This window comes from Amycolatopsis sp. NPDC049253 (assembly GCF_040678995.1).
Classification (GTDB): Bacteria; Actinomycetota; Actinomycetes; order Mycobacteriales; family Pseudonocardiaceae; genus Amycolatopsis.
On sequence record NZ_JBFAQX010000038.1, the window covers coordinates 1 to 22,926 of the forward strand.

Annotated in this window: 17 protein-coding genes and 5 pseudogenes; 13 read left to right on the plus strand and 9 right to left on the minus strand. The window is 67.5% G+C overall.

Annotated features, from left to right (window positions below; translation table 11 throughout):
- Window positions 1-259: pseudogene (locus tag AB0K15_RS42905) on the plus strand (transposase); the annotation flags it as partial.
- A gap of 1,460 nt (window positions 260-1,719) precedes the next feature.
- On the opposite strand, the gene AB0K15_RS42910 reads toward AB0K15_RS42905, so the two are convergent.
- Window positions 1,720-3,471, minus strand: a complete 1,752-nt coding sequence (locus AB0K15_RS42910; RefSeq protein ID WP_364065272.1) for an MFS transporter — start codon at window positions 3,469-3,471, stop codon at window positions 1,720-1,722.
- An 865-nt stretch (window positions 3,472-4,336) separates the two neighbouring features.
- Here AB0K15_RS42910 and AB0K15_RS42915 point away from each other — a divergent pair.
- Both AB0K15_RS42915 and AB0K15_RS42920 read left to right on the plus strand, forming a co-directional pair.
- A complete protein-coding gene (locus AB0K15_RS42915; RefSeq protein WP_364065275.1) occupies window positions 4,337-4,753 on the plus strand; it encodes a hypothetical protein in 417 nt (138 codons plus the stop codon).
- Between the two features lie 276 nt (window positions 4,754-5,029).
- Complete coding sequence (locus AB0K15_RS42920) at window positions 5,030-5,848, plus strand: GMC oxidoreductase (protein ID WP_364065278.1); 819 nt, start codon at window positions 5,030-5,032, stop codon at window positions 5,846-5,848.
- A 936-nt stretch (window positions 5,849-6,784) separates the two neighbouring features.
- On the opposite strand, the gene AB0K15_RS42925 is transcribed toward AB0K15_RS42920, so the two are convergent.
- Complete coding sequence (locus AB0K15_RS42925; protein WP_364065281.1) at window positions 6,785-7,120, minus strand: tyrosine-type recombinase/integrase; 336 nt, start codon at window positions 7,118-7,120, stop codon at window positions 6,785-6,787.
- Complete coding sequence (locus AB0K15_RS42930) at window positions 7,060-7,695, minus strand: hypothetical protein (protein ID WP_364065510.1); 636 nt, start codon at window positions 7,693-7,695, stop codon at window positions 7,060-7,062. The genes AB0K15_RS42925 and AB0K15_RS42930 overlap by 61 nt, the downstream gene beginning before the upstream one ends.
- Between AB0K15_RS42930 and AB0K15_RS42935 the strand changes: the two genes are divergently transcribed.
- From AB0K15_RS42935 to AB0K15_RS42970, 8 genes and pseudogenes are all read left to right on the plus strand, one after another.
- The gene (locus tag AB0K15_RS42935) at window positions 7,634-8,221 is read left to right on the plus strand and encodes a substrate-binding domain-containing protein (protein ID WP_364065284.1); all 588 of its coding nucleotides are present in this window, start codon (window positions 7,634-7,636) and stop codon (window positions 8,219-8,221) included. The genes AB0K15_RS42930 and AB0K15_RS42935 overlap by 62 nt on opposite strands.
- 61 nt (window positions 8,222-8,282) lie before the next feature.
- Window positions 8,283-8,615, plus strand: a pseudogene (locus AB0K15_RS42940) (DNA ligase D); the annotation flags it as partial.
- Window positions 8,616-8,628: 13 nt separating this feature from the next.
- Window positions 8,629-9,182: pseudogene (locus tag AB0K15_RS42945) on the plus strand (transposase family protein); the annotation flags it as partial.
- A gap of 508 nt (window positions 9,183-9,690) precedes the next feature.
- Complete coding sequence (locus AB0K15_RS42950) at window positions 9,691-10,209, plus strand: YbaB/EbfC family nucleoid-associated protein (protein ID WP_364065287.1); 519 nt, start codon at window positions 9,691-9,693, stop codon at window positions 10,207-10,209.
- Window positions 10,206-10,520 (plus strand): hypothetical protein, encoded by a 315-nt coding sequence (locus tag AB0K15_RS42955; RefSeq protein WP_364065290.1) that lies wholly within the window; start codon window positions 10,206-10,208, stop codon window positions 10,518-10,520. Before AB0K15_RS42950 ends, AB0K15_RS42955 begins: the two co-directional genes overlap by 4 nt.
- Window positions 10,517-12,094 (plus strand): WXG100 family type VII secretion target, encoded by a 1,578-nt coding sequence (locus tag AB0K15_RS42960; RefSeq protein ID WP_364065293.1) that lies wholly within the window; start codon window positions 10,517-10,519, stop codon window positions 12,092-12,094. The genes AB0K15_RS42955 and AB0K15_RS42960 overlap by 4 nt, the downstream gene beginning before the upstream one ends.
- Window positions 12,091-12,354 carry a DUF1048 domain-containing protein gene (locus AB0K15_RS42965; protein ID WP_364065296.1) on the plus strand — a complete coding sequence of 88 codons (264 nt, stop codon included), beginning with the start codon at window positions 12,091-12,093 and terminating at the stop codon, window positions 12,352-12,354. Before AB0K15_RS42960 ends, AB0K15_RS42965 begins: the two co-directional genes overlap by 4 nt.
- Window positions 12,355-12,423: 69 nt before the next feature.
- Window positions 12,424-13,418, plus strand: a pseudogene (locus AB0K15_RS42970) (magnesium and cobalt transport protein CorA).
- Here the strand turns inward: AB0K15_RS42970 and AB0K15_RS42975 are convergent.
- The 5 genes and pseudogenes from AB0K15_RS42975 to ilvD all read right to left on the minus strand — a co-directional run bounded on the left by AB0K15_RS42975 (window position 13,413) and on the right by ilvD (window position 18,216).
- Window positions 13,413-13,919 (minus strand): hypothetical protein, encoded by a 507-nt coding sequence (locus AB0K15_RS42975; protein WP_364065299.1) that lies wholly within the window; start codon window positions 13,917-13,919, stop codon window positions 13,413-13,415. The pseudogene AB0K15_RS42970 and the gene AB0K15_RS42975 sit on opposite strands and share 6 nt — an antisense overlap.
- Window positions 13,920-13,950: 31 nt before the next feature.
- A complete protein-coding gene (locus AB0K15_RS42980) occupies window positions 13,951-14,541 on the minus strand; it encodes a PH domain-containing protein (RefSeq protein ID WP_364065302.1) in 591 nt (196 codons plus the stop codon).
- Between the two features lie 113 nt (window positions 14,542-14,654).
- Entirely contained in the window at window positions 14,655-15,212 is a 558-nt protein-coding gene (locus AB0K15_RS42985) for a hypothetical protein (protein ID WP_364065307.1), read from the minus strand.
- A gap of 140 nt (window positions 15,213-15,352) precedes the next feature.
- A pseudogene (locus tag AB0K15_RS42990) lies at window positions 15,353-16,040 on the minus strand (response regulator transcription factor); the annotation flags it as partial.
- A gap of 478 nt (window positions 16,041-16,518) precedes the next feature.
- Window positions 16,519-18,216, minus strand: coding sequence for a dihydroxy-acid dehydratase (gene ilvD / locus AB0K15_RS42995; RefSeq protein WP_364065310.1), 1,698 nt, complete (start codon window positions 18,214-18,216; stop codon window positions 16,519-16,521).
- 66 nt (window positions 18,217-18,282) lie between these two features.
- Here ilvD and AB0K15_RS43000 point away from each other — a divergent pair, with 66 nt between their 5' ends.
- A complete protein-coding gene (locus tag AB0K15_RS43000) occupies window positions 18,283-18,672 on the plus strand; it encodes a hypothetical protein (RefSeq protein WP_364065313.1) in 390 nt (129 codons plus the stop codon).
- Window positions 18,673-19,270: 598 nt separating this feature from the next.
- Here the strand turns inward: AB0K15_RS43000 and AB0K15_RS43005 are convergent.
- A complete protein-coding gene (locus tag AB0K15_RS43005; RefSeq protein ID WP_364065316.1) occupies window positions 19,271-20,170 on the minus strand; it encodes an alpha/beta hydrolase in 900 nt (299 codons plus the stop codon).
- 114 nt (window positions 20,171-20,284) lie between these two features.
- On the opposite strand from AB0K15_RS43005, the gene AB0K15_RS43010 reads away from it, so the two are divergent.
- Window positions 20,285-20,689, plus strand: coding sequence for a helix-turn-helix domain-containing protein (locus AB0K15_RS43010; protein ID WP_364065319.1), 405 nt, complete (start codon window positions 20,285-20,287; stop codon window positions 20,687-20,689).
- Window positions 20,690-22,926 lie beyond the last annotated feature (2,237 nt).

Sequence of the window (22,926 nt, forward strand, 5' to 3'; positions counted from 1 at the left end):
CGACAAGGCCTACGACCAGCCCGACCTCCGCCGCTGGGTCCGAGACCACGGCATCAAGGTCCGCATCGCCCGCAAGGGCATCGAATCCAAGGACACGCTCGGCAAACACCACTGGGTGATCGAACGAACCATGGCCTGGTTCACCGGATACCGGCACCTCACCCTGCGCTAGGAACGCAAAGCCGAACACTTCCTCGCCTTCCTCATCCTCGGAGCCAGCCTCACCTGCTACAAGAAACCCCGAAAACTAGCCACATGAGACACGCTCTTAGACCGTCTTCAGAATCGCCGTCGCACCGGCGCGTTGCGGATGGCTCGTGAAGGGTCGGTGATCAGGCAGCGAGTCGAGCCAGTCCAGACCGTAATCGGCCACCGACCCTTGCCGGCCACCGCCTGGGAACCTCGTGAGCCAGTCCCGCAGGCGCCGCAACTCCACCATCGTCGGTTGTTCGCCTTGACGTTCACCGCAACCCACAGAGGTGAGAACGCCGGCAGCTCGAGCGCCTCGTCGATCGTCGGCCGGTCCGGCTGAGCCGCACGGTGCCGTGCTGCTCGGACGCCACCAAGCGCTGAGTCAAGCGGACCGTGGCCGAGCAGGCCGGTGTGTTGTCCCCGGACAGGATGCAGAGGTTGCGGCGTTGTGGCGCGGGATAGGGAGCGGATCGCAGGCTGCCGATTCGGAAGAGTGCTGTCTTCATATGTCACTGTCGGCGCTGGGCTGCTAGCCCAGCCAGGCCGCGCAGGACGTGGATTCATCTGGCCCGGGTTCACGCCGCTGGGGAGGGCCTGGGCGAACATGAGTGCGGCGGTGGCCTCGAGTTCGCTGCGAAGCATGTCGGCCGGATCGGTCGCCTCGAAGCCCAGGGGCCACCAGTCCTGGCCGCTCGTCTGAACCTCGAAGAGTTCTACTTCGCACCGCGCTTGCCTGTCCGGCCCGGCGGCGGTCGCCACGACCGGCCCGCCGGAAGATGAGAATCGGCTGATTCGCCGCCGTTTGCGCACTGGCCGCCAGCTGCCTGTATCGCCACCGTCAGGGCTGAGCGAGCTGAGAGGAAACGACCACTTCTGCCAGAACTCGAGGTGGCCGCGGGCGCGGCCCGTCACCTCGAGAATTCCCGCGCTGCCTCGGTAGGCCTTCACCTCCAGCGCTGCGCGTCCACGGACCTTGACCGACAGCCCGGGTAACGGCGGGGCCAGCAGATAGAGGTCTTCGCGTGCCTCCGCTTCAGCCGGGAGCGCCCGAACCATCGCGCTACGGCAGCCTCCAGTCGGCCGGAGAAGATCCACCGCACCTCAACACGGCCGACCGCCTCCGTGACCGGGCTCGCAGACGGTTCAGTCGTCATCACACCTGCTCGCGAGGAAGATCGCGCTCAGGATCTGCGGTCCGGCGATTATCACGAACGCCACCGAGATAACCTTGGCCAGGCTCATTCTTGATCGCCTCCCGCGGCTGCTTCGTTCAGGCTGGTCTGCAAACCGGCGACCGCTCGCCACCAGCCCGTGCTCTTGGCTCCCCCGATGCCGTCGCGGAGATCGGCGATGAACGCCGGCAGCCTCGGTCGGCTCGCGGGTCGAGGCCCCCGGATGGTTCGTGCCACCATGACACGCATCGGCGCGGGCGTCATGGGCGGGCATCGCGTCGGCCTCGACAGCGGCCAGGAGGACGAACTCGGCGTGCCCGCGGCGGGTGACGGCCCTGTGTCGGAGGAGATTGCGCTACCCGGGCGGAGGGTTCGGTTTCGGGCGAGCACCGGGCTGTTCCCTGGGTATGCCGCCGGTGACGGCGAGTGCCAGCAGCGTGAGCATCGCCAGCACCGCTAGTGCCGACCGCAGCCCCGCGATGCGGCTCTCGGCGTTGGTCGCCACCACCGCGTCGGCCGTCGCCGGAGGGACGTCCGCCTTGTCCAGGGCGACCCTCAACTGGTCGTCGGACAGGAACGGCACCCCACTGGACAGCTGCGTCTGCGCCTGCGCGGCGAGATCGGCTGGCACGTCCGGGTTGCCCTGAATACCGGCGAAGAAGGACGCGGTCAGAGCGGAAATCACGACAGCGCCTGCCAGCGCGGTGCCGATCGACGCGCCGAGCTGGGTTCCGGTGTTCTGCAGGCCGCCCACCTCGCCGCTCACCTCGTCGCGCACGGACGACACCGTGACGCTGCCCAGCTGTGACGCAAGCGCGCCCAGGCCCGCACCGGCAAGCAACAGCGGCCAGGTGATGATCTTGGGCTCGGCACTGACGTCCAGCAGCACAACGAGGAGCACGATGCCCGCGAAGACCGCCAAGAACCCGAGCCTGACTACCCGTCGCGGCGAGGCGTCGGGCCGCAGCTTCGGGATGCCCACCGCGAACAGCAGCAGCGTCAGCGACAGCGGCAGCAGCCGAATGCCGGTCTCCACCGCCGACAGCCCGAGCGCGACGGACAGGTACAGCGGGATGGTGAAGAAGAGGCCGGCCTGCACGAGGAACATGAACAGGAACGAGCCGACACCGCTGCGCAACTGGCGGACACCCAGCAGCGCCGGGTCGACGAGCGCGCCCTCGAGCCGAGTGACACGCCGCTTCTCCCACGCGAGAAAGACCGCGGACATCACGCCGCCGGCGAGCACAAGCCAGATCCCCGGTGAAAGTCCGAGCCACGTCGGGGCGCCGGGCTTCGGCTGGATGAAACCCCAACTGCCGGAGACCAGGATACCGAGCACGATCATCCCGAGCCCCGACGCGGACATCGCGGTGCCGCCGAGGTCGAGTTTGGTCCTTTCTTCGGCCGGCGTGTCGTTCACGCGCCTGACCAGGACCAGGATCACCAGCACGATCAGCACCTCACCGGCGAAGACCCAGCGCCACGACGCGTAGGTCGTGAACGCGCCACCGATCACCGGGCCCAGTGCGGCGGCGATAGCGCCCGCTGCCGCGACCAGGCCGTAGGCCCTGGGACGCTCGGATTTGCCGAAGTTCGACGCCACGAGCGCCACGATCGCCGGCATGATGAGCACCGCTCCCAGGCCTTCCAGGAACGACCAGCCGATGATGAGCACGACGAGGTTCGGCGCCAGGGCCGTAGTCAGTGACCCGCACGCGTACACGACGCATCCGATCGAGAACGAGCGCTTGCGGCCGAGGATCTCGCCCAGCTTCCCGCCGGTGATCATGAGCGAGGCCATCACCAGCGTGTACAGAGTGATCGCCGTCTGGATGCCCGTGACGGTCGTGCCGAGGTCCTTCGCGACGGTCGCGATCGCGGTATTCATCACCGTGGTGTCCAGGGCCATGACGAACTGCCCTGCGGCCAAAGTGAGCAGAACAGACCTGCCGGCTCGAGACTGTCGCCTGGCCTTAGCTTTGGTCAACGCACTACCTCCTCGATCGGCCGACGCCGGCACCGGCCGATCGCGACGACGCCTTTCCGAGGCCACCAGCTCGGCCGCCGGAACGTTCCCACGATGGCGGCCTCCGGACGCGGGTTTCACCACCTGGACAGGATGAGAAGCTGTGCCACGGGCAGTGACGCGATTGTCGACAGGTGCTCGGCACGGCGTTCTGCGGACCTGACGCTACTCACGCCCGCGGTCTCCGGCTCAGTCCCACGCGCAGGCACCAAGAACGTACGAGACGCCCGGATGTCGTGCCGGGTAGCGTGACTTGACCCAGCGGCGGCGCGGGCGCGATGGTTTCAGCGGACGGTGTGTGACGGTCGCGGTGCTGTCCGATGTGATGGCCGTCGTCGTGGCCGGGCGCCAGTCGGGTGACAGCGGCACGTCAGCTTCGCCTCCAGTACAGGCGACATCGCCGGCGTCGCTCCGTCCGGAGTGCGCCGGCCTGGTCGTCAGTGGGCAGGCACTCGCCGCCACCGTCAACCAGCCGGTCCAACAGATCGTGGGCGGTCATCTCCAGACCGGAGCCAGGCCAGCCGGCGGGGACGGCACGGCCCAGCGCGTTCGCGTAGACGATAACCAGCCCGTGATGAAGTATCTCGTGGTTCACTCCGGGCCAGCCGCCGGCCGGCGCGGCCTGACCGTGAGCCCAAGGCACCGCGCTTGCCGCAAGACCCGCGCCGCCAGCTGGCCCACCCGCCCGTCACGCCGGGTGGTGCCGGCCAACTCCCTAACGTACGAACCTCGTCTTCGGCATCGGCATCGGCATCGGCATCGGCATCGGCATCGGCGATGATCACAACGATGGGAAGATCCTCGGTGAGACTCAACTTCTCGAGCAGATCCACCAGAGTCTTTGTGTGTAACACTGAGGCATTAAGGCCCCCAGTTGCTCGAGAGCTCTGCCAGCCCCGGATCCCGGTCGGCTGAACTTGAGCTGAGCTCGAAGGAGTTGGCCGTCGTGGCGGGAAAACCGAACAGTGACCACACGATCGGCGTGCCCGCACGCCATCGTTTCTGCGTCTGCCAAGTGTGCGGGCAAACCGATCCGCGCAAGCTGGTGCGAGCGCTTGTCCCGGATTCCTCGGCGATCGACGAGTTGGACCTGGGAGCAGACGGATACCGGCTGGTCACGGTCTGCTCCGACGATGAGCTGCACGCGCTGATCGCCCACGGCCGTGCCATCTGGGTCGACGAACAGTTGTGGCTCGGTCGGCTCGGGCGGGCCAGCACCGCGCCGGGAATGAGGCGGGCAACGTTGCCGACTATCGCGCGCTGGGCTGGGCTGACTCATGAACAGCTTCGGCGTGTGTTGGCGTGGAACGCCACCCGGTTTGACTCAACCGAGAACTTGCCGGGCGGGCAGCTGCTGAGTTGACCTGGCAAACACGACGAGCGCTGACAGACAGCGATCACAGCCACACCGGTGGCAGCCTGCACCTTGGCCACTCACCTCAACGGCCTGGCGATTGTCGGCGTCCTGCCCACCCGAGCTGCCAGGACAAGCCCAGTCGCGGACCTCGACGTCGGGATACTTCTACTGCCAGCGGCCAACGTTGCGCCAGCAGCCGCTTTTCCGTCGGTTCCAGGACCTCCGGCTGCGGCATCAGCCGCGCCGTGCTGTCGGCCGAGTCGTAGGTGACCTCGTTCAGGCGTGGACCGCCCCCAACGGGACACCCCGGAACGCAGCCTCTTCCAACGCCACCGCGATGGCTTGGGCGTGCCGTCCACACCGAACCGTCCTCGGGGACGGCCCCGTCACCGCGCCGCCCGCGGACCACGGCGACCGGGCACGCAGCATGACTCGCGACGGCGGCGGCCGTCGGTCAACTCGGCCCGGATCCTGCTCGCGAGCGCCAACGACCGTCATCCGGGCGGCCTCGCCAACGGGTCGGACCAAGCCGGCCGCAACTACCTGTTCCACAACAGCCGCGCCTTCCTCGCGATCTCCACCCAAAAGAGCGACACCCGGTTCCAGAAGACGCTGGGCCTCAACGACTACTGCTTCGGCGATTCCGATTTCGGCTACCCGATGGGCAACCTGCAGATGGTGGGCAAGTCTGCGGCGCCGATGTACCGTGGCGAGAAGCCCATCGAGACAGCGTTGGCACCGACGTTCGCCCTCGGCGATGTGGCCGAGCACGCGGTCGACTTCTGGCTTTCGGCCGAAGATCTCCCGGATCCCGACAACCGCGTGAAGAAGCACCTGAGCCGGCTCGGGATGCATCCGCACCATCTGATCCCGCGGGACGTCTACATGCAAAACGACATTCCGGTGGCGGGCTGCGCGCACCAGGCCGGCACTGTGCGGTTCGGGCGCGATCCGGCGACGTCCGTCCTCGACACGGACTGCAAGGCACACGAGGTCGACAACCTCTACGTCGTCGACACGAGCTTCTTCCCGAGCATCGGTGTTCGCTCACCGTCGTCAAGCTCATCGTCGCCTAACGGAAACGATTCGCGATCGAGATAAACATCGACGAGATCGCCTGTGAAATCTTCGACTCACTCGGACGGTTCGCGGCGTTCGTGGAGTCCAAAGTGGACTTGTAGCCGCTCGGTGGAGTCAAGTGCCAGAATTGACCAACTTCAGGAATGCTTCGTTACAAGGGAAAGCGCGAGGAGGACGTCGCGCGCCGAGGAACCGACATCGGCCAACGACAGACCATCAACGTTCGCGGCGCACCCTTCTCGACACCGCCCGCGTTCGCGTCGACATGACCTCGCTCAACCTCAGCTTGGTGCTCATCCCGCGAATCTTCACGAGTTGGCGCGCCCGGGTTGAGCCAATCCCAAGCCGCACACCTGGCAAGTCCGCGAAGATCGGTTTCGGCTGAGGGCGGTTGCGTTCAGCGTTGGGGGATTCAGACGGCAGGGCGTTCGTGTCGTGTCGGCGTCCACGGTCACCGTGATCGGCGAATGGCGGTACCGGCCGGCCCTTCGGAAGACGCGGCTCTGCCCGTCGTAAGCCCGCCGCTCGGCGAGAGCGGTCTCGATGACGTAGGTGACGGCGCCGGTCCACTCACCACCGGCGGAAAGGCCTTGAACGAGTCGTAGCACGAGGATGAGGGTGGACCGGTACTGGTTGGCGAGCATGGCGCAGCGGACCTCGTCGAGGGTCCGGTCGTGCTGGTGCGTCGATCCCGGTGAATCAATACTTCACCGCTGTAGTAGGAGTGGGCGGTCGGAAATTCGACGACACCAGCTGACACACCGCACACCACAGGCACCCGACGACCAGCTGAAAGACCTTGCCCGACCTCACTCGGCACCATCCGGCGGACCAGGCCGCGAACTCTTAACCAGCGGGTTCGGGGTTCTAGTCCCTGATGGCGCACCCTCACTCCCCAGGTTCGGATCACTTCCGGCCTGGGGATTTGTGTTATGTGGAAGCATCTCTTCCAGTTTGTCACCGTCCACAGCGGCCGGTGCGGTGCCCGATCTGTCGCGTTGCTGTCCGCGGGATGATCTTGGCGGTGGCCTCGGCCGCCGCGAGCGCGACTTCGGGCAGCACCGGGGTGTAGGTGTCCATGGTCACCGTGATCGACGAATGCCGAAGCATGATCTGCACGACCTTCATGTCCGTCTCCGCCGCCAGCGCCAAGCTCGCCGCCCTGTGACGCAGATCGTGCAGCCGGATCGGCGGCAACCCCGCCCGACGCGTCAACTCCTGGAACCGGGCAGTCACGTCCGCCGGGTGCAATGGACTGCCATCAGGCTGAGTGAACGACAGCCCGCTCTCCACCCACGCGGAGCCGAGCCGGGCGCGGCCTCGGGCCGTTCAGCCTCTTCATCGGCACCCGCGATGTCCTCCTGCCCGACGCCTGACGTTTCACCACCCGCGCCTGCGACGCAGGGATCGACGTGGACCGCGCCGAGTACCCCGGCATGTTCCACAACTGGATCATGCAGAACATCCCCGAAGGCCGGGAAGCGATGAACCACGTCGAACACACCCTTCCACATTGGACAATTTCGGCCTGTGGTCACAGTGAGCGAAGCCGGCGTGATGGCCACACTCTCGCTGCCGAGCTCGGCGCGACCTCGTCGACCATCGTGCGCGCCTACCGCCACCTCGCCGACGCCAGCGTCATCGCCGTCGCCGACCGCCGCCGAGCCCGCGTCGCCACCGGCGCGGCAGTCGCGGCAGCCCGCCTGCTCGAAGCCGACCGCGTGTTCCGCCTCGCCGGCAGCGACGACCCCGCCCTTCAACTCCTGCTCGCCCACACCGGCCCCGCCGTCACACCCGTCGGCGCCCGTGGCAGCTTCCACGCGCTGCGGGCCCTCGCCCGCGGCGAAGCCGACGGCGCCGCGATCCACCTGCGCCACCGCAACGGCGACTACAACGCCCCTTCGCCCGAGCCCTGCTCCACGACGACAACCCACACCTGCTCCACCTCTGGCGCCGCGAACAAGGCCTCCTCGTCCCCCGCGGAACCCCCGCAACCTCACCACTCCCGCCAACCTGCCCGGCCTGCTCGTCGCCCGCCGCGAGCAAGGCGCCGGCACCCGAGTCCTGCTCGACCAACTCCTCGTCGCCCACGACATCCCGCCCCACGCCGTGAGCGGCCCGGAACTCAACTCCCACTTGGAAATCGCGCTCGCCGTCGCCACCGGCACCGCGGACACCGGCCTCGGCATCCGCGCCCACACCACCGAACTCGAACTGGACTTCATCCCCGTCACCTGGGAGTCCTACGACATCGCCCTCCCCGAATCCGCGCTCGGCGTCGCCCAGCCCCTGCGCACCGCCCTGCGAACCCCCACCGTCCACACCGCCATCACCAACCTCGGCGGCTACGACCTCACCAACACCGGCGAACTCCGGAAGGCCAGCGGCCCCTGACCTGCACACGCCGACGTGCCGAAGGCCTCAGTGCGTCGCCGGACGCGGGAACACTGCACAGATGAGTAGTGACCAGTTGCCAGGCCTCGCGCCGAGACCTCTTCACGTCCACGAGCCGCAGCCGGCGCCGTCCGAGCCGACTCCTTCCGCCACCGAGCAGCCGGTGCAAGTGGGTACCCGGCGGCTGAAGCTGTCCAACTGGGACAAGGTGCTCTACCCGCGCGACGGCTTCACCAAAGGCGAAGTGATCAACTACTACGCCCGGATCGCACCACTCCTGCTCCCACAGCTCGCCGGACGTCCGGTCACCTTCATCGGCTACCCCGACGGCGTCGAGGGCGAAAGGTGGTTCGAGAAGAACCTCCCCCGAGGAGCTCCGTCATGGCTGCGCACCGCACAGCTGCCCATTGCGCCAGATCGGGCCGCTGCTCGGGGTATCGCATTCCGCGGCGCACCGGGTAATCCACACGATCGGTCCGCTGCTGGCGCTGGCGCCGGTCCGCACACGCCGGATCGATGCGGTCGCGATCGTGGACGGCACTCTGGTGCCGACTCGGGACCACCGGTTGGCCACCCCGTCGAAGAACTACCGCTACTCCACCAACGTGCAGGTCGCCATCGACGCCGAGGCCCGGCCGGTGATCGCCACCGGCGACCCGCAACCCGGGCAGTCGCAACGACTGCACCGCTCGCCGCGACTCCGGCGTCGCCGAACAACTCGCCGACCGGCCGGTCATGGCCGACGGCGGTTACCAAGGCAATCCCGAGGTCGTCATACCGTTGCCCGGGCTGGAAGGAAGACCTCAACGCCACCCACCGCAGGGTCCGAGCCCGCATCGAGCACGTTCTGTCCCGGATGAAGAACTTCAAGATCCTGGGCGACTACCGCCGCGCCGCGAGCACGCTCGCCGACACAGTGTCCGGAATCGCGAACCTGCACAACGTCCTTCTCGACACCTGATCGCACCACCAGCCACAACACCAGTTACGAGACGGCCCCTTAGCTCCGGCACCAAGCCGGACTCGCTCGCAACCGTTCGCCCAGGCTTTCGGCGTCCACGCGGTCGCCCGGTGGCGCCCGGAAACAACCCCACCACAGCCGACCCCACCCTGACAATGGCCTGATGCTTGCCCAATTCTTCGGCTACACCGTCCAGCTCCGCATCATCCAGATCCTCGAACCAGGACAACCGAGACTTGAGCGGCTGGAATAAAGCAGATTTGCTCGTTCGAGCAGCCCTTGGGGGATTTTCAGGCAGCGGGGTTGCCTGGGCCTCCGCGCGGCGAAAAAAGGGCGTTAAGGACCTCAGCTGACTCCTCGTCGGGCTTGACTCGGTGCTGGCGCGGGCATCTCATCTCTACGGTGGCAACGCGGACGGCGTTGTGCACGCGAGCGCGGAACTGGTCCGCTTTTGTGGCAGCGTGGAGATTGCGTGCCGCCAGTGGCCCGGTGTATTCGAAGGAGTAAGGTGGAGCCGAATCTGAGGTCCGGCGAGGATCTCCAGCATTATCTCGAACGACAAGCCGGCCAACTGCGCCAACGGGCATCTGCGCTGCAGGAAGCCTTCGCTGTGGCGGGCGCGACCGTGACTTCACGGGACGGGGCCGTCACGGTGACACTGGCGCCGAACGGCGCCCTGCGCAACCTGCGACTCACCAGGCGCGCGTGTGAGTTGGGGGAAGCCCGGTTGACGACGACGATCATGGAAACCGTTCGCCAGGCACAGAGCCAGACTGCGCGCGTCGTGACGAGTTCGGTGGAGTCCATCCTCGGTGGTGGCGAAGCGGTCGAGATGATGAAGAGCTTCCTCCCGCCGGAACCCGCGGCTGCCGACGAGGTGAACCAGAACAAGTTCGTCGAGTACTCCGAGCCGAACGAAGCTCCCCCGCCGCCAAGGCCGCCCGTGACGCCGCCGGCGTCGAGGCCGGCGCCCCGGCGCCGCCCTGCTCGTGACGACCGAGATGACGATGAGGTGGATCCCTGGTGAGCGCTGGATACGAAATCAAAGATCCCGCGGCGTTCGACACGTTCGGCGGCAAGCTGAACGAGCTTTCGGACAACGTGCGAGGCGCTGGCGATCTTGTCGGCCACATGGTCGCCGATCCGGGCCTCTACGGCATCCTCGGTGGCCAGATCATCGGCATGGCCGCGAGTATCTACTGCAGCGAGGCCGAACAGGCCTTCGCCAAGTACGGCGAGGCTCTGGAGAAGCACAAGGAGAAGCTGGACCAGGCCAAGAAAGCGTACGAAGCCCAGGAGAACAACGCAGCCAACTCGATTCCGAGGTTCCAGCCGTGAGCACCATCGCGGACAAGGAAACCTACAAGCCCGGTGACTTCTGGCACAATCCCAAGGATACGATCACCGCCGACGACACCCGGACCAACGGTGCGGGAATCGTCAACACAATCGATGTCCTGCAGGGAGCCGTCAAAGCCAACGACAAGGTGACCGAGGGCATCGCGGGTGCGGGTCTCGCGCTCGACGTTCTCGGGCTGTTGATCGATCCACTTGGCGTCGTGTTCGCCGCCGGGATCGGCTGGCTCATCGAGCACGTCACGCCGTTCCGCGTGCCTCTCGACCTGTTGATGGGTGACCCCGAAGGCATCACGGTCGCGACGGAGGCCATCGGCAGCGAGAAGGACAAGGTCGACGAGTGGGCCCAGGACTTCAAGAACGATCTCGACGCACTGATGGACTCCTGGTCGGGTGAGGCGGCGGACAAGTTCAAGGAGAACACGGACAGCCTCGCCGAGGGACTCACGGCGCTGGGTGAGTCCCTCGAATCCGCGAAAAAGACCATGGCGATTTGCGGCGCCGTCATCGGCGCGGTCCGAGGGATCATCCGCGACTTCATCTCCAGCCTCCTCAGCGGCATTCTCACGGGCGCGATCGCCGCGGTTGCGGCCATGCCGTTCACGTTCGGAGCCTCGGTAGGCATCTTCCTGGGCGTGGTAGTCGGGACCGTCGCGGTCGCGCTGGGCCAGATCGCTACTCAGATCGCGAAACTGACCAAGGCGCTCTCTGACGCGGCGAAGGCGATCAAAGACCTCGGAAAGGGCACCCGGGGCTTGGGAGACGACGCTTCCAGGGCTGCGGACGACGCCCCCTCGCCCGGCTCGACCAACGGCACCGACAGCTCCACCCACGCCGGCGACGACACCCCCACACCGCCACCGGCCAACACCGGCGGCGGCACAGGCCCGGGCACTGCGGTGACCCACGACGGCCCGCCCGCCACCGGCGGCGCCACACCCAGCACCCGCCCTCCCGGCGACGGCACGACCCCAAACTTCTCACGACCACTGCCACAACCGGGCACCGCGATCACCCACGACACCCCACCCACCACCGGCGGCGCCACACCCAGCACCCGCCCTCCCGGCGACGGCACGACCCCAAACTTCTCACGACCGTTCGGAAACGAACACAGCGGCGACAGCAACGGCAGCAGCACCAACGAGCGCAGCGGCGACAGCAGCAGCGAGCACAGCAGCGACAGTGAGGACGCGTCCTGGTGGCGTGACACAAATACGGACAAGACTCGCGACCTGTTCATGGACGGCGCGACTAAATACGCTCGCGAACATCCAGAAAAGAACATCTCGCCTACCGATCTGGAAGACTTCGGGTCCAAGATGGACAAGATCATCGGCGTGATGGACGGGGGTCCGCCAGCCCTTCGAAAAATGGGCGTGCCGCCCGAAATAGTGGAAAAGGTCGAAGATTACATCAAGACCGTCACCGATTCGACCCACGGCGGGTACTCGTTCATCACCAAGAGCACGATCGACTTCATCCGGTTCGGCGCGTTCCCGGCGATGGAGGCAGCGGGCGTCTTCCCCGATGAATCACGGGGTGACAACGCGTGAGCGCGGCCCCGGGTGCGGGTTCCTCGCCGGACGCCCGCACCCGGGGGCGCCTCAGCGTCGAAGCCGACCTTGACGACGGGGGCCTGCTCTCAGGGATCGTCGACTTCTTCGAGGAGGGTGTCGCGGCGGGCAAGGGAGTCCTGGAACTCATCGGTGACGACATCGCCGCCTTCTGCGACGACCTGATCAAGGACCCGCGCACCTACGCGGACATCTATCAGGAATCCATCAAGGGACAATCCGGCACAGCCATGAAATAGTACCCTCGGAGATCAGCCGTTCACACGGAATGAGCTCTCCGGCAGACGGGGCAGACCGAGGATGGCCTGATGTCGGTGGTCGACTGCGCGATCTACGTGGACGGCGTGCGGTTGCCGGGGCGGTGGAGCAATGACGACGCCGCCGCGGAGGTGCGTCGCCGCGGCGAAGGGTTCGTGTGGATCGGGTTGTTCGAGCCGGACGCCGACCAGATCGAAGGCGTGGCCGCGACGTTCGGGCTGCACGAGCTGGCCGTGGAGGACGCGGTGCACGCGCACCAGCGGCCGAAGCTGGATCACTATGGCGAGATGCTGTTCGTGGTGTTCAAGACCGTCCGGTACGTGGAGCACGAGTCACCGACGACGGCGAACGAGATCGTGGAGAGCGGCGAGATCATGGCGTTCGTCGGGCGCGATTTCATCGTCACCGTCCCCACGGCGAGCATTCTCATCTGGGGGTCCTGCGCGCTGAGCTGGAAGCGGCCCCGGAATGGTTGCGCGCAGGGCCTGCGGCCGTGCTGTACGGCATCGCCGACCACGCCGTGGACAACTACCTCGCAGTGAGCGAGGCGTTCGAGAACGACATCGATCAGATCGAGACGCTGGTTTTCGCCCCGCGCAGCCCGGTCGGCGCTGAGCAGATGTACTTGATGAAGCGGGAGATCGTCGAGCTGCGCCGCGCGGCGGCGCCGTTGCAGTCGCCTCTGCGGCGCCTGGCCCAAAACTCGGACCCGATGATCCCGGCACAGGTCCGGTCGTACTTCCGCAACGTCGAAGACCACCTGACGGTGGTGGCCGAGCGAGTGGCCGGCTTCGACGATCTGCTCACCACGCTGGTGAATGCAACGTTGGCGAAGGTATCTCTGCAGCAGAACAGCGACGTACGCAAGATCACCGCGTGGGCCGCGATCATCGCCGTGCCGACGATGGTGGTCGGGATCTACGGGATGAACTTCGACTACATGCCCGAGTTGCATTGGACATTCGGCTACCCGCTCGTCATGGCGGCGGTCCTGCTCGCTTGTTTGCTGTTGTACCGGGCGTTCCGGCGGAACAAATGGCTATGACTGAAGCAGCCGTCGACTCCGGGATTGTGGCCGTAGGGCGAACGCGCCGGTGCCGGCCGCGGTGTTCAGAGCGATGGCGACCGCGGCGAACAACCGTCGGTTCTCGGCCTGGGCGTGGAGGTACTCGCCTGCGCTGATCGGGAAATCACCGGTGCGGGTGTCCATGGGGTAGCCGCCTGGTGTGGTCTCGGGCACACCGTCGGGCACCTGCGGGCCGGCGAGCACAGCGATGACGGCGGCGCCCACGGTGACGGCCGGAGCACCCCACCGCAACGCCGCAGGAAGCAGCCGCAAGAGGCGAGGCACGATCGTCGCGACAGGCAACTCGGAACGACGCAGGGCAACTGTCGCAACGATGATCGCGACCACCGGAAAGAATCCGACGACAGCGGTGAACAACACCAGACCTGGCATATGCGGCGCAGCGGAGAGGAACGAATCGACGAACACAGCCATCGAAGCGGCCAACGCCAGCGCGCACCACAGCACGATCAAGCGCACGGCCGGCCCCCACGGTCGGTCCGGATCTCGTTCATGGACCGGCTTTCCGGGGTCGTGGGACTCCCTCTCCGATACGGATGTCCCAGCCGAACCCGAACAGGCCGCCGTTGTTCGGGTTGACGATCCGGACGGTGACACCGTTCGCTGTGGCGTGGAAGTCGAGAACATCGAGCAGGATGTGACGCGCGTTCGCGCCAACCCACGCGGTTGCCGCGGAGGTCGGGGAGAGCGATCCGTCGGCGAGCTCGAACGCGATGCCGTGTTTGCGGCCATACGTTCCCAGCCCGATCGGGAGCGTGGCGGCGACCTCGTCCGCGGCGGTGATGGGGGCGCCCCAGCGTTTGATCGTCACGGCATTGAGATCGTTCCAGGCGTAGCTGAGGCTGCGAAACAGATTGCGGAATCGGACACCGCTGTCGTCGACGGTGATCCGGACCCGCGACGAGAGTGCCACGCCGGCAAGCGCGAGCACCACGCCCAGCGCACCGGCGGCGAAGTTCGAGACACCGGGTGACGGGCCGAGATGTGTTGCCATGGCAACCAGTTTCACCACGAGCGCGCTCGGACCGAGGCACATCCCCAAGGCCACGAGCCTCGAGCCCACGAGGCGGAAAGTCGTCATCGCCGATTCACCCGCCGAATGGTATCCAGGTATAGGCGGGCCGGCCCACAAACCGACGTCAAAATCCTGTACGAGGCCGAACACGTTGACCCGCCCTCGGGGCACGTGCGCGCTCACTTCGAGCCGGCTGCCAACGCCTGCCCGAGGTCGGCGGGATGCCGGATCCAGATGTCGATCGCAGTTCCTTCGGCGTGCGTGAGGGTCAGGCAACCCTGGCGGCCGGGGCCCCAGAGCGGCACCACCTCCGCGGCCCATGACCGGTCGAACACCAGCGGACCGACGCCATGCCGACGGTCGCCAGTCCTCGGGTCCCACCTCAGACCTTCCCTCGACAAGGACAACCGCCCGAGCAGTTCGCCGACCTCGTCGGCCCTCCGGGCATGCCGTCCTGGTGCCTTGGCTCCCAGACCTGGGGCCGCCCACACGGGCAGCTGCGCCGGCCACGACGGCGCGGTGCCGGCGGCGCGCCGTCGCCGTTCCCTCCGCCGTTCTCGCAGCACGACGGCCGTCAACAAGACGTACCCCAGCACGAGCAACCCGAGCAGCGCACTCACCGCGCACACCCAGCCCGCCTTGAGCCCAAGCAGCGCCGACAACCCGGCCAGGTACCCGACGCCGAGCAGCGCGCGGGCACGGCGCCGGTGTTCCCGGTCGCGGCCGTATCCGGTCATCCGAACGGTCCGATCGTTTCGCCTCAGCGGACGATCGCCCGCCCGCCGTAGGGAAAACACGTGCGCGACGGCCCCGCGACCGCACTCACTCGGCTACCCGGAACGCGCCCCACTGGGGGTCGATACGGCTCCTCGGGTGTTTCGAGCCGGTAGCCGATCCCGGTCTGGGTGATCAGGTGGCGAGGATGACCCGGATCGGGTTCGAGTTTCTGCCGCAAGCGGTTGAGGTACACCCGCAGGTAGTGCCCTTTGGCATGGGCGTGCGGCCCCCACACGTGCTCGAGCAGTTCGTGGTGGGTGACCAGCCGCCCGTGGTGGCGGGTGAGGAGTTCCAGGATCCCCCACTCCGTGCGGGTGAGGTGGATCTGCTCGCCCTCACGGGTGACCTTCTTGGCCGCGAGGTCGACGCTGAAGCTGCCGGTGTCGAGGACCACGGCCTCCCGCGGCTCGGCCACAGCGACGGCACGGCGCCGGACTGCAGAAGTCGCGCCAAGAACTCGTCCAGCCAGAACGGCTTCCTGACGTAGTCGTCGGTGCCGGCGTCCAGGGCGCGGACCAGATCGTTCGGCTCGACGCTTCCGGACAACGCCACCACGGGGACGTTCGTCCACCGGCGCAGGCGGTCGATCACCTCGACTCCGTCCACATCGGGCAGCCCGAGATCGAGCACGACGTCCGGCTTCGTCTCGGCCACCGCCAACAGCGCTGTTGCGCCGTCCGGTGCGGTCACGACGTCGTAGTCGTGGACGGCGAGCGTGATCCGCAGCGACTTCAGCAGCGCTGCAGATCCGCCTCCACGACAAGGACTTTGACCAGTGTTGACGCCATCTGCCGCTCCCTCACCCGCCGGTCGCCACGGTCTGCATCACATCCACCGTCCTTCCGCTTCCGCTGGTGGTAACGCGTGGCGCCTGCAGTACCCGGGGTACCGCGCTCGGCGGCTTGGGCTATTCGCGGCCGTCCTCAGCGTCGTTCCCGGAACCCGGCGCAGACCGTACTGCTCGGATCGCCGGGCTGGCATGAGCGCCGCGTCGCCACAGGGTCACTGGCCTGCGTGTTTCCCAGGCGACTGACTGCTGATCGGGGTACGGTCATGCGATCCAGCTCGAACTCTCGTGTACGACTGTTGGACAGTCGCTGACATGTCGAGATATTGGCGGAATTTTCGCCACAGGCTGGGCATAATTCTTGGTATGCGTGCGCGCGAGCACGCCACACCGCTGGGCGGCAACATCCTGCGGGTGCTGAAGGAAGTCCCTGCATGACGCTGCGCCCAGCCGGATCGCCGGGCGCAGTCCTGCCTGCGTTACCCGCAGACAGCGCCCTGGGAGGCCGAGCCGACGAGCCTGGAGTACTTGGCCAGCACGCCTCGGGTGTAGCGGGCGGGCAGTGGCGTCCAGCCCGTGCGGCGGGCCGCCAGCTCGGCGGCATCCACGCCGAGGTCCAGCGTGCCGGTCGCGACGTTGAGGCTGACGGGATCGCCATCGCGGACGAAGGCGATCGGACCGCCGTCGGCTGCCTCCGGGGCGACATGGCCGACGCACAGGCCGGTCGTGCCGCCGGAGAAACGGCCGTCGGTGAGCAGCAGGACGTCCTTGCCGAGCCCCGCGCCCTTGATCGCCGCGGTGATGGCGAGCATCTCCCGCATCCCCGGCCCGCCCTTGGGGCCCTCGTAGCGGATCACCACGACGTCGCCCGCGATGATCGTGCCGTCCTCCAGCGCGTCCATCGCGGCGCGTTCGCGGTCGAACACCCTGGCGGTGCCGGTGAACACGTCCGAGTCGAAACCGGCGGACTTCACGACCGCGCCGTCCGGCGCCAGGGAACCACGCAGGATCGTGATGCCGCCGGTCGGGTGGATCGGCGAGGCCATCGCGCGCAGCACCGTGCCGTCCGGGTCCGGCGGCGCGATCTCGGCCAGGTTCTCGGCGACCGTACGCCCGGTCACGGTCAGGCAATCGCCGTGCAGAAGACCCGCTTCCAGCAACGCTTTCATCACCACGGGCACACCGCCGATGCGATCGACATCGGTCATCACATGCCGTCCGAACGGTTTGACGTCGGCCAGGTGCGGCACCCGCGCACCGATCCGCGTGAAGTCGTCCAGGCTGAGCGGTACTTCCGCCTCGTGCGCGATGGCGAGCAGGTGCAGCACCGCGTTGGTGGAGCCGCCGAACGCCATCACCACGGCGATCGCGTTCTCGAACGCCTCCCGGGTCATGATCCGCCGAGCGGTGATCCCCTTGCGCAGCATCTCGACCACCGCCTGACCGGACCGCCGCGCGAACCCGTCACGCCGCCGGTCCGTCGCCGGCGGAGCTGCGCTGCCGGGCAACGACATACCCAGCGCCTCGGCCGCACTGGCCATCGTGTTCGCCGTGTACATCCCGCCGCACGCGCCCTCGCCGGGGCAGATAGCGCGCTCGATCAGTCCGACGTCCGCGCGGCTCATCAGGCCCCTGGCGCAGGCACCGACTGCCTCGAACGCGTCGATGATCGTGACTTCGCGCTCGCCGCCGTCCGACAGCGTGACCCGGCCGGGCAGGATCGAACCGGCGTAGAGGAACACGCTGGCCAGGTCAAGCCGGGCAGCTGCCATCAGCATTCCCGGCAGCGACTTGTCACAGCCGGCCAGCAGCACCGAGCCGTCCAGCCGCTCGGCCTGCATCACGGTCTCCACACTGTCCGCGATCACCTCACGCGACACCAGGGAGAAGTGCATGCCCTCGTGGCCCATCGAGATACCGTCGGACACCGAGATCGTGCCGAACTCCAGCGGGTAACCACCCGCGGCGTGCACGCCGTCCTTGCTTGCCTTCGCCAGCCGGTCCAAGGACAGGTTGCACGGCGTGATCTCGTTCCACGACGAAGCCACACCGATCTGGGGCTTCACCCAGTCGTCGTCACCCATGCCCACAGCCCGCAGCATCCCGCGCGCGGCGGTGCGCTCCAGGCCGTCCGTGACGTCGCGACTGCGCGGCTTGATGTCCGGAGTCTCGTCCATGGACGGAGCCTACTGCTCCGCCACGCCACGACGAGCACCAAAAGAGCTGTCACGGATGGCGAAGCTGTGGTCACCGTGATCGACGAATGCCGAAGCATGATCTGCACCGCCTTCATGTCCGCTCCCGCCGCCAGCGCCAAGCTCGCCGCCGTGTGGCGCGGGTCGTGCAGCCGGATCGGCGGCAACCCCAGCCCGACGGGTGAGCTCCTGGAACCGGGCAGTCACGTCCGCCGGGGGGCAACGGACGACGTGCTCAGCGATCACGCCGACGACCGGGAACGCGGCATCATCGATACTTCCGACGACCGGGCCAGCCAGGTACGTGAAACGGCGGGTGAAGGCATGACCTTGCTCGTGCCTGCAGCGACCTCGAAGGCACGAGCAACGTCACCGACCGCCGCACCGCGGCCCGAGGTCTCCTGGATGCTGCCACCCAAACCGCGCCGGGGACCCTGATTCCCGACACCGGCGGCGCGCTGCGCCGTGCGGTCGTCCCCAACGCCAACGGCCGCCACGTCTGGGCCGAGAACATCGTCACCGGGAAACGGCGCAACCTCACCTACTAGGAAGACGACGCGTTCTGGGCTTTCGCCGTCATCGAGTTCTTGCGGCACAGACGAATCCGCGCCGAGGAACTGCTGGAGCTCAGCCACCACGGCATCATCCGATACCGACTGGCCACCATCGGCGAGCTCGTGCCCCTGCTGCAGATCGCACCCTCCAAGACCTATGCCGAGATATGTGGCCACAAATCCATCGACACGACAACTTGCGCACTTCGCGAAACGGAAATTCTCAGTCGGCGCATGCGCACGCGGGTTAGGCGCTGCCTGCATCCCTGAACGTGCTTGCGTCCAATATGGACTTTCAAGGCCGGACCCCGCGCAGCGTCCTCGGCTCGTGGCGCTTGCCCGGATCGACGCGGCGTTCCAGCGTCGAACCGGTGTGGTGACGCTGGGCATGCCGACGTTCGCCTCATTCGCCGGTCGAACAACATCCACATCTCAACCGGGATGACGACTCACTGCGCCCTGTCATGCCGATGAGGGAGTGATCATGGTGCGGGTAGGTGATCGCGTGATCCGGTGGGTTGGTCGGCGTCGAGGAAGGGCGTCACGAGACGGAGCAATTCCCAGGGCCGGTGCAGCGGGATGATGTGGCCGCAGTCGGCAATGACGTGGCCGGTGAGGTCGTCGGTGATGGGGCGTAGTTGCCGTTCGAGCGTGGCGCCGACCGGGTGGGCGCCGATCGCCAGGGTGGGCATGCTGATCCGGCCGTCGGCCACGGCGTCGTTGAGCTGGCGGGCCGTGGTGGGCAGTGCGCGGTAGTAGGAGAAGGCGCAGCGCAGCGCCTCCGACCCAGCGTAGGCATCGATGAACGCCGCGCGGATGTCCGGTCGCACGCCCTGGCCGCGAGTGCCGGCCGTGAGGAACCAGCCTATGTACTGTTCCTCGTGTCCGATCAGAACCTTTTCGGCGAGGCCGGGGACGGCGTGGAAGCCGAACCACCACGGTGGCCCGGCAGCGAGAAAGTCCTCGGCGCCGGGCAGCGAGCCGAGCAGTGCCTCCATGACGATCAGCCGTCGTATCCGTTCGGGGTGCCGTAAGGCGAGCAGCACGGCGACCGGGGTGCCGGCGTCGATGGCGATCACGGCGGCGGTGGGTTCGGCGAGGGCATCGAGGGCCGCGTTGATGTCATCGGCCAGGGTGCCGGCGTCGTAACCCTCCGCTGGACGCGTGCTGGCGCCGAATCCACGGAGGTCCGGGGCGATGACCCGGTGGCCGATGGACAGCGGACCGATGATCTCGCTCCAGAGCCGCCAGGTATGCGGGAAGCCGTGCAACAGCACGATCGCGGGGCCGGTGCCGGCTGTGGCCACGTTGAGGTGGATGCCGTTGACGGCGATCCGGCGCAGCTGGACCTGCGGGGCGAGGGATGGCACGGTGTCGGGCACAATAACTCCCTGTCGGTTACCATTGGTTACCTCAAAACCGTAGGTAACTGCGGTTGCGGTTGCCAAGGCGGCACTTTGTCGACAGGTGGTGAGGTCAAGGTGACCACTCGGCCCGTGGGTGCGCGGCGCGCAGTCCACGGTGATCTGTTCGATGTCCAATGCCCGACGCGTCAACTCCTGGATCGGATCGGCACGAAATGGACGTCGATGGCGGTCAAGGTGCTCGCGGAAGCCGCTCCGGGTGAGGTGCGGTTCGCCGAGTTGAGGCGGCGGATGCCCGGCGTCTCGCAGAAAATGCTGTCGGTCACCCTGCACAGCATGGGCCGGGACGGGTTGGTCGCCCGCCGGGTCGAGCCGACTGTGCCGCCGCGGGTGCACTACCGGCTCACGGACCTGGGCCTGTCGTTGGAGGCCCCGCTGGCGGCGTTGCGGGCCTGGGCCGAGGAGCACATGGCCGAGATCGACCGCGCCAACGCCGGCAACGACGTTGCACAAGCCGACCCTCTCGGCGGCCAGTGACGCGTGACCCACAACATGCGCACAGGCCGCCGACAGCACCTTCCTCCAATCGTCGAGGCCAACACGCAGTCGACCTCGGTTGAGGTGCGCAGGCTTTCGTTCAGAGAAGCAGGCGTGTTCGTGGACGCAGGGCGTGCCGCATTCGCCCCGCTCCAGCTTGCGCAGCTGGAAACGTCTCTGCACTTGTCAAGATGATCACGCGCGTGGTTGTCGGCAGGGAAGGTGCGCTGCCGCGTTCCGTGCGCAGGTCGGGCATTCGGATCGACGGCGGCGTCCGCTCCTGCCGGTGAGAGAGCTTGCCGCCACATGCCGCGCTCCCGTCGAAGCTGTCGCACGTCGTCCGTGCTGGGCGGGACTCAGCGCCACCTCGCCGTCCCCACCCGGCTCCGAAGCCTGCCGATGAACAGGTGCGACCGCGCGCCTTCCGTCCGGCCCCCGACGGGAGAACATTCCGTCCACGGTCGTTTCGGGCTCACCCGGGGCAGGCGATGCCGCGCGAACCGGCAGTGAGCACCGTGAGACGGGGGTGCCGTGCCCGCGTGTTGGTCCGGTGGCGGCGCCGACCCGGCGAAGGCAACGATGAGGGGCACGGCGTGGCGGGTACGGCAGTGCCCCGCCGGCCGGCGGCTCGGCGGCCGGGCCGACCGAAACCGATCCCGCGGCGGGGCTGCGCTCGCGGGCGTACGTGCGCCTCCTCGTGCTCGCGGCGGTGATCGGTGTCCCGATTTCGGCGGCGGCGTACTTCTTCCTGCAGTTCGCCGGTGCCGTGCACGAGTGCTGTCCGCGATCTTGTCGCGCGCGTTGGGGTTCGCGGGGCCGCCGCTGAGGTGGCCGGTGCCGTGGCTCGTGCGCTGCGGGGTGGTCGTCGCGCCGGCCATCCGCTAACTGCCGGGCGCGGGCGGGCGCGACCCGATCGGGGATCGAATCGGGGCAGCAGCCCACACCGGTGGATTTGCCCGGGGTGCTCCTCGCCGCGCTGGCCACGCTGGGCTGGGCGCAGTCCTCGGGCCGGAGGCGCCGCCGATCGGGCTGGGAGCTGGGCTCGGGGTGGGCGCGACCCGGTTGGTCCGGCCGCACGCGACGCAGCAGTTCGGGTGGGCGCTCGTCATCGGCGCCGCCGCCGCGCTGCTGGGCGCGGGTGTCCGCCGGCTGGCGCTGCTGTTGAAGCCGCACGTCGACCGGCGTTTCACGCTGCTGACACCGGTCGCGGGGATCGCCCTCGCCGGGGCTCGCGATCGCGTACACCGCCACCGGCGGAAAGCTGTCCGACGTGCTGTTCTCCGGCGGGTCCTCGCTGCCCGCACCGCAGCGCGGAGCGGTGCCAGGGCAAGACGTTCGAAAAGCCCACTCCGTTCGGGCCGTGTCGCACGGAGGGAGGACGCTCGGCACTCACCGGCCGGATCACCGTGGGCGTCGTCGCGACAGCCAGATCACGGCGCGCGCGGTGACGTTTTCCAAGCGTAGGTTGAAAAATCCAAGATCCAATGCGAGTGACTGGCGCACAAAATCCGCCCCGCAATTATCGCCCCAGAAGGGTTGACAGCCGGGCGTCGCCGACCACTACCCTGAATGAGCGGATCAAAATAGGCGTTCTTGTGAAGCAACGTTCGATCATTCGGTATCGCGCTGAGGCGTGTCAAGAACGTCTTCACGGGGATTTTCGGGGTTGGTGGGGTTCAGTCGTATGAGAAACGGGTCGGCACCGCGAAAGCTCGGGCGACGTCAGTGCTGCGCGATGGTGCGAGGCACCTTTCGCAGCGCACCCCAGCACAATGCGCCCGTCATAGAGTCCGAGCGGGCCGGCCGACACCCGGTGGCGCCCGCGTCTCGACTTGCCGCCATTCCGTCCACGATCTCGGTGCCAGATTCCCACCGCGGGCCCGGTTCCGCGTCTTGCCGAAGAAGACGAGCCTGCCGCCGATGTCGGTCGATGCGTACGTGCATGCGGCGATCACCGCGCTGTGCTCGCGACGCGTGATCCGCAGTCGGAGGCCGTACCCATTCTCCCTGCTCCGGACCGCGCAGGTTTGCGGCTGGCCGTGTTCCGGCCCCAGCTCCGATGGCAGTCCAGGCAAGCGCGGATGTCGTTCATGAGCCAGGCCCGCTTGTCGCGCCGACCGCTCCGATGTCTGATTCACGAGGTTCACCAAATGGGAAACTTCCCCGGCGCTCTGGCCACTGAGCCGGCTGACAATCCGGCCACACTCGGCGAATGCGAGCGAAATTTCGCCGAGGTG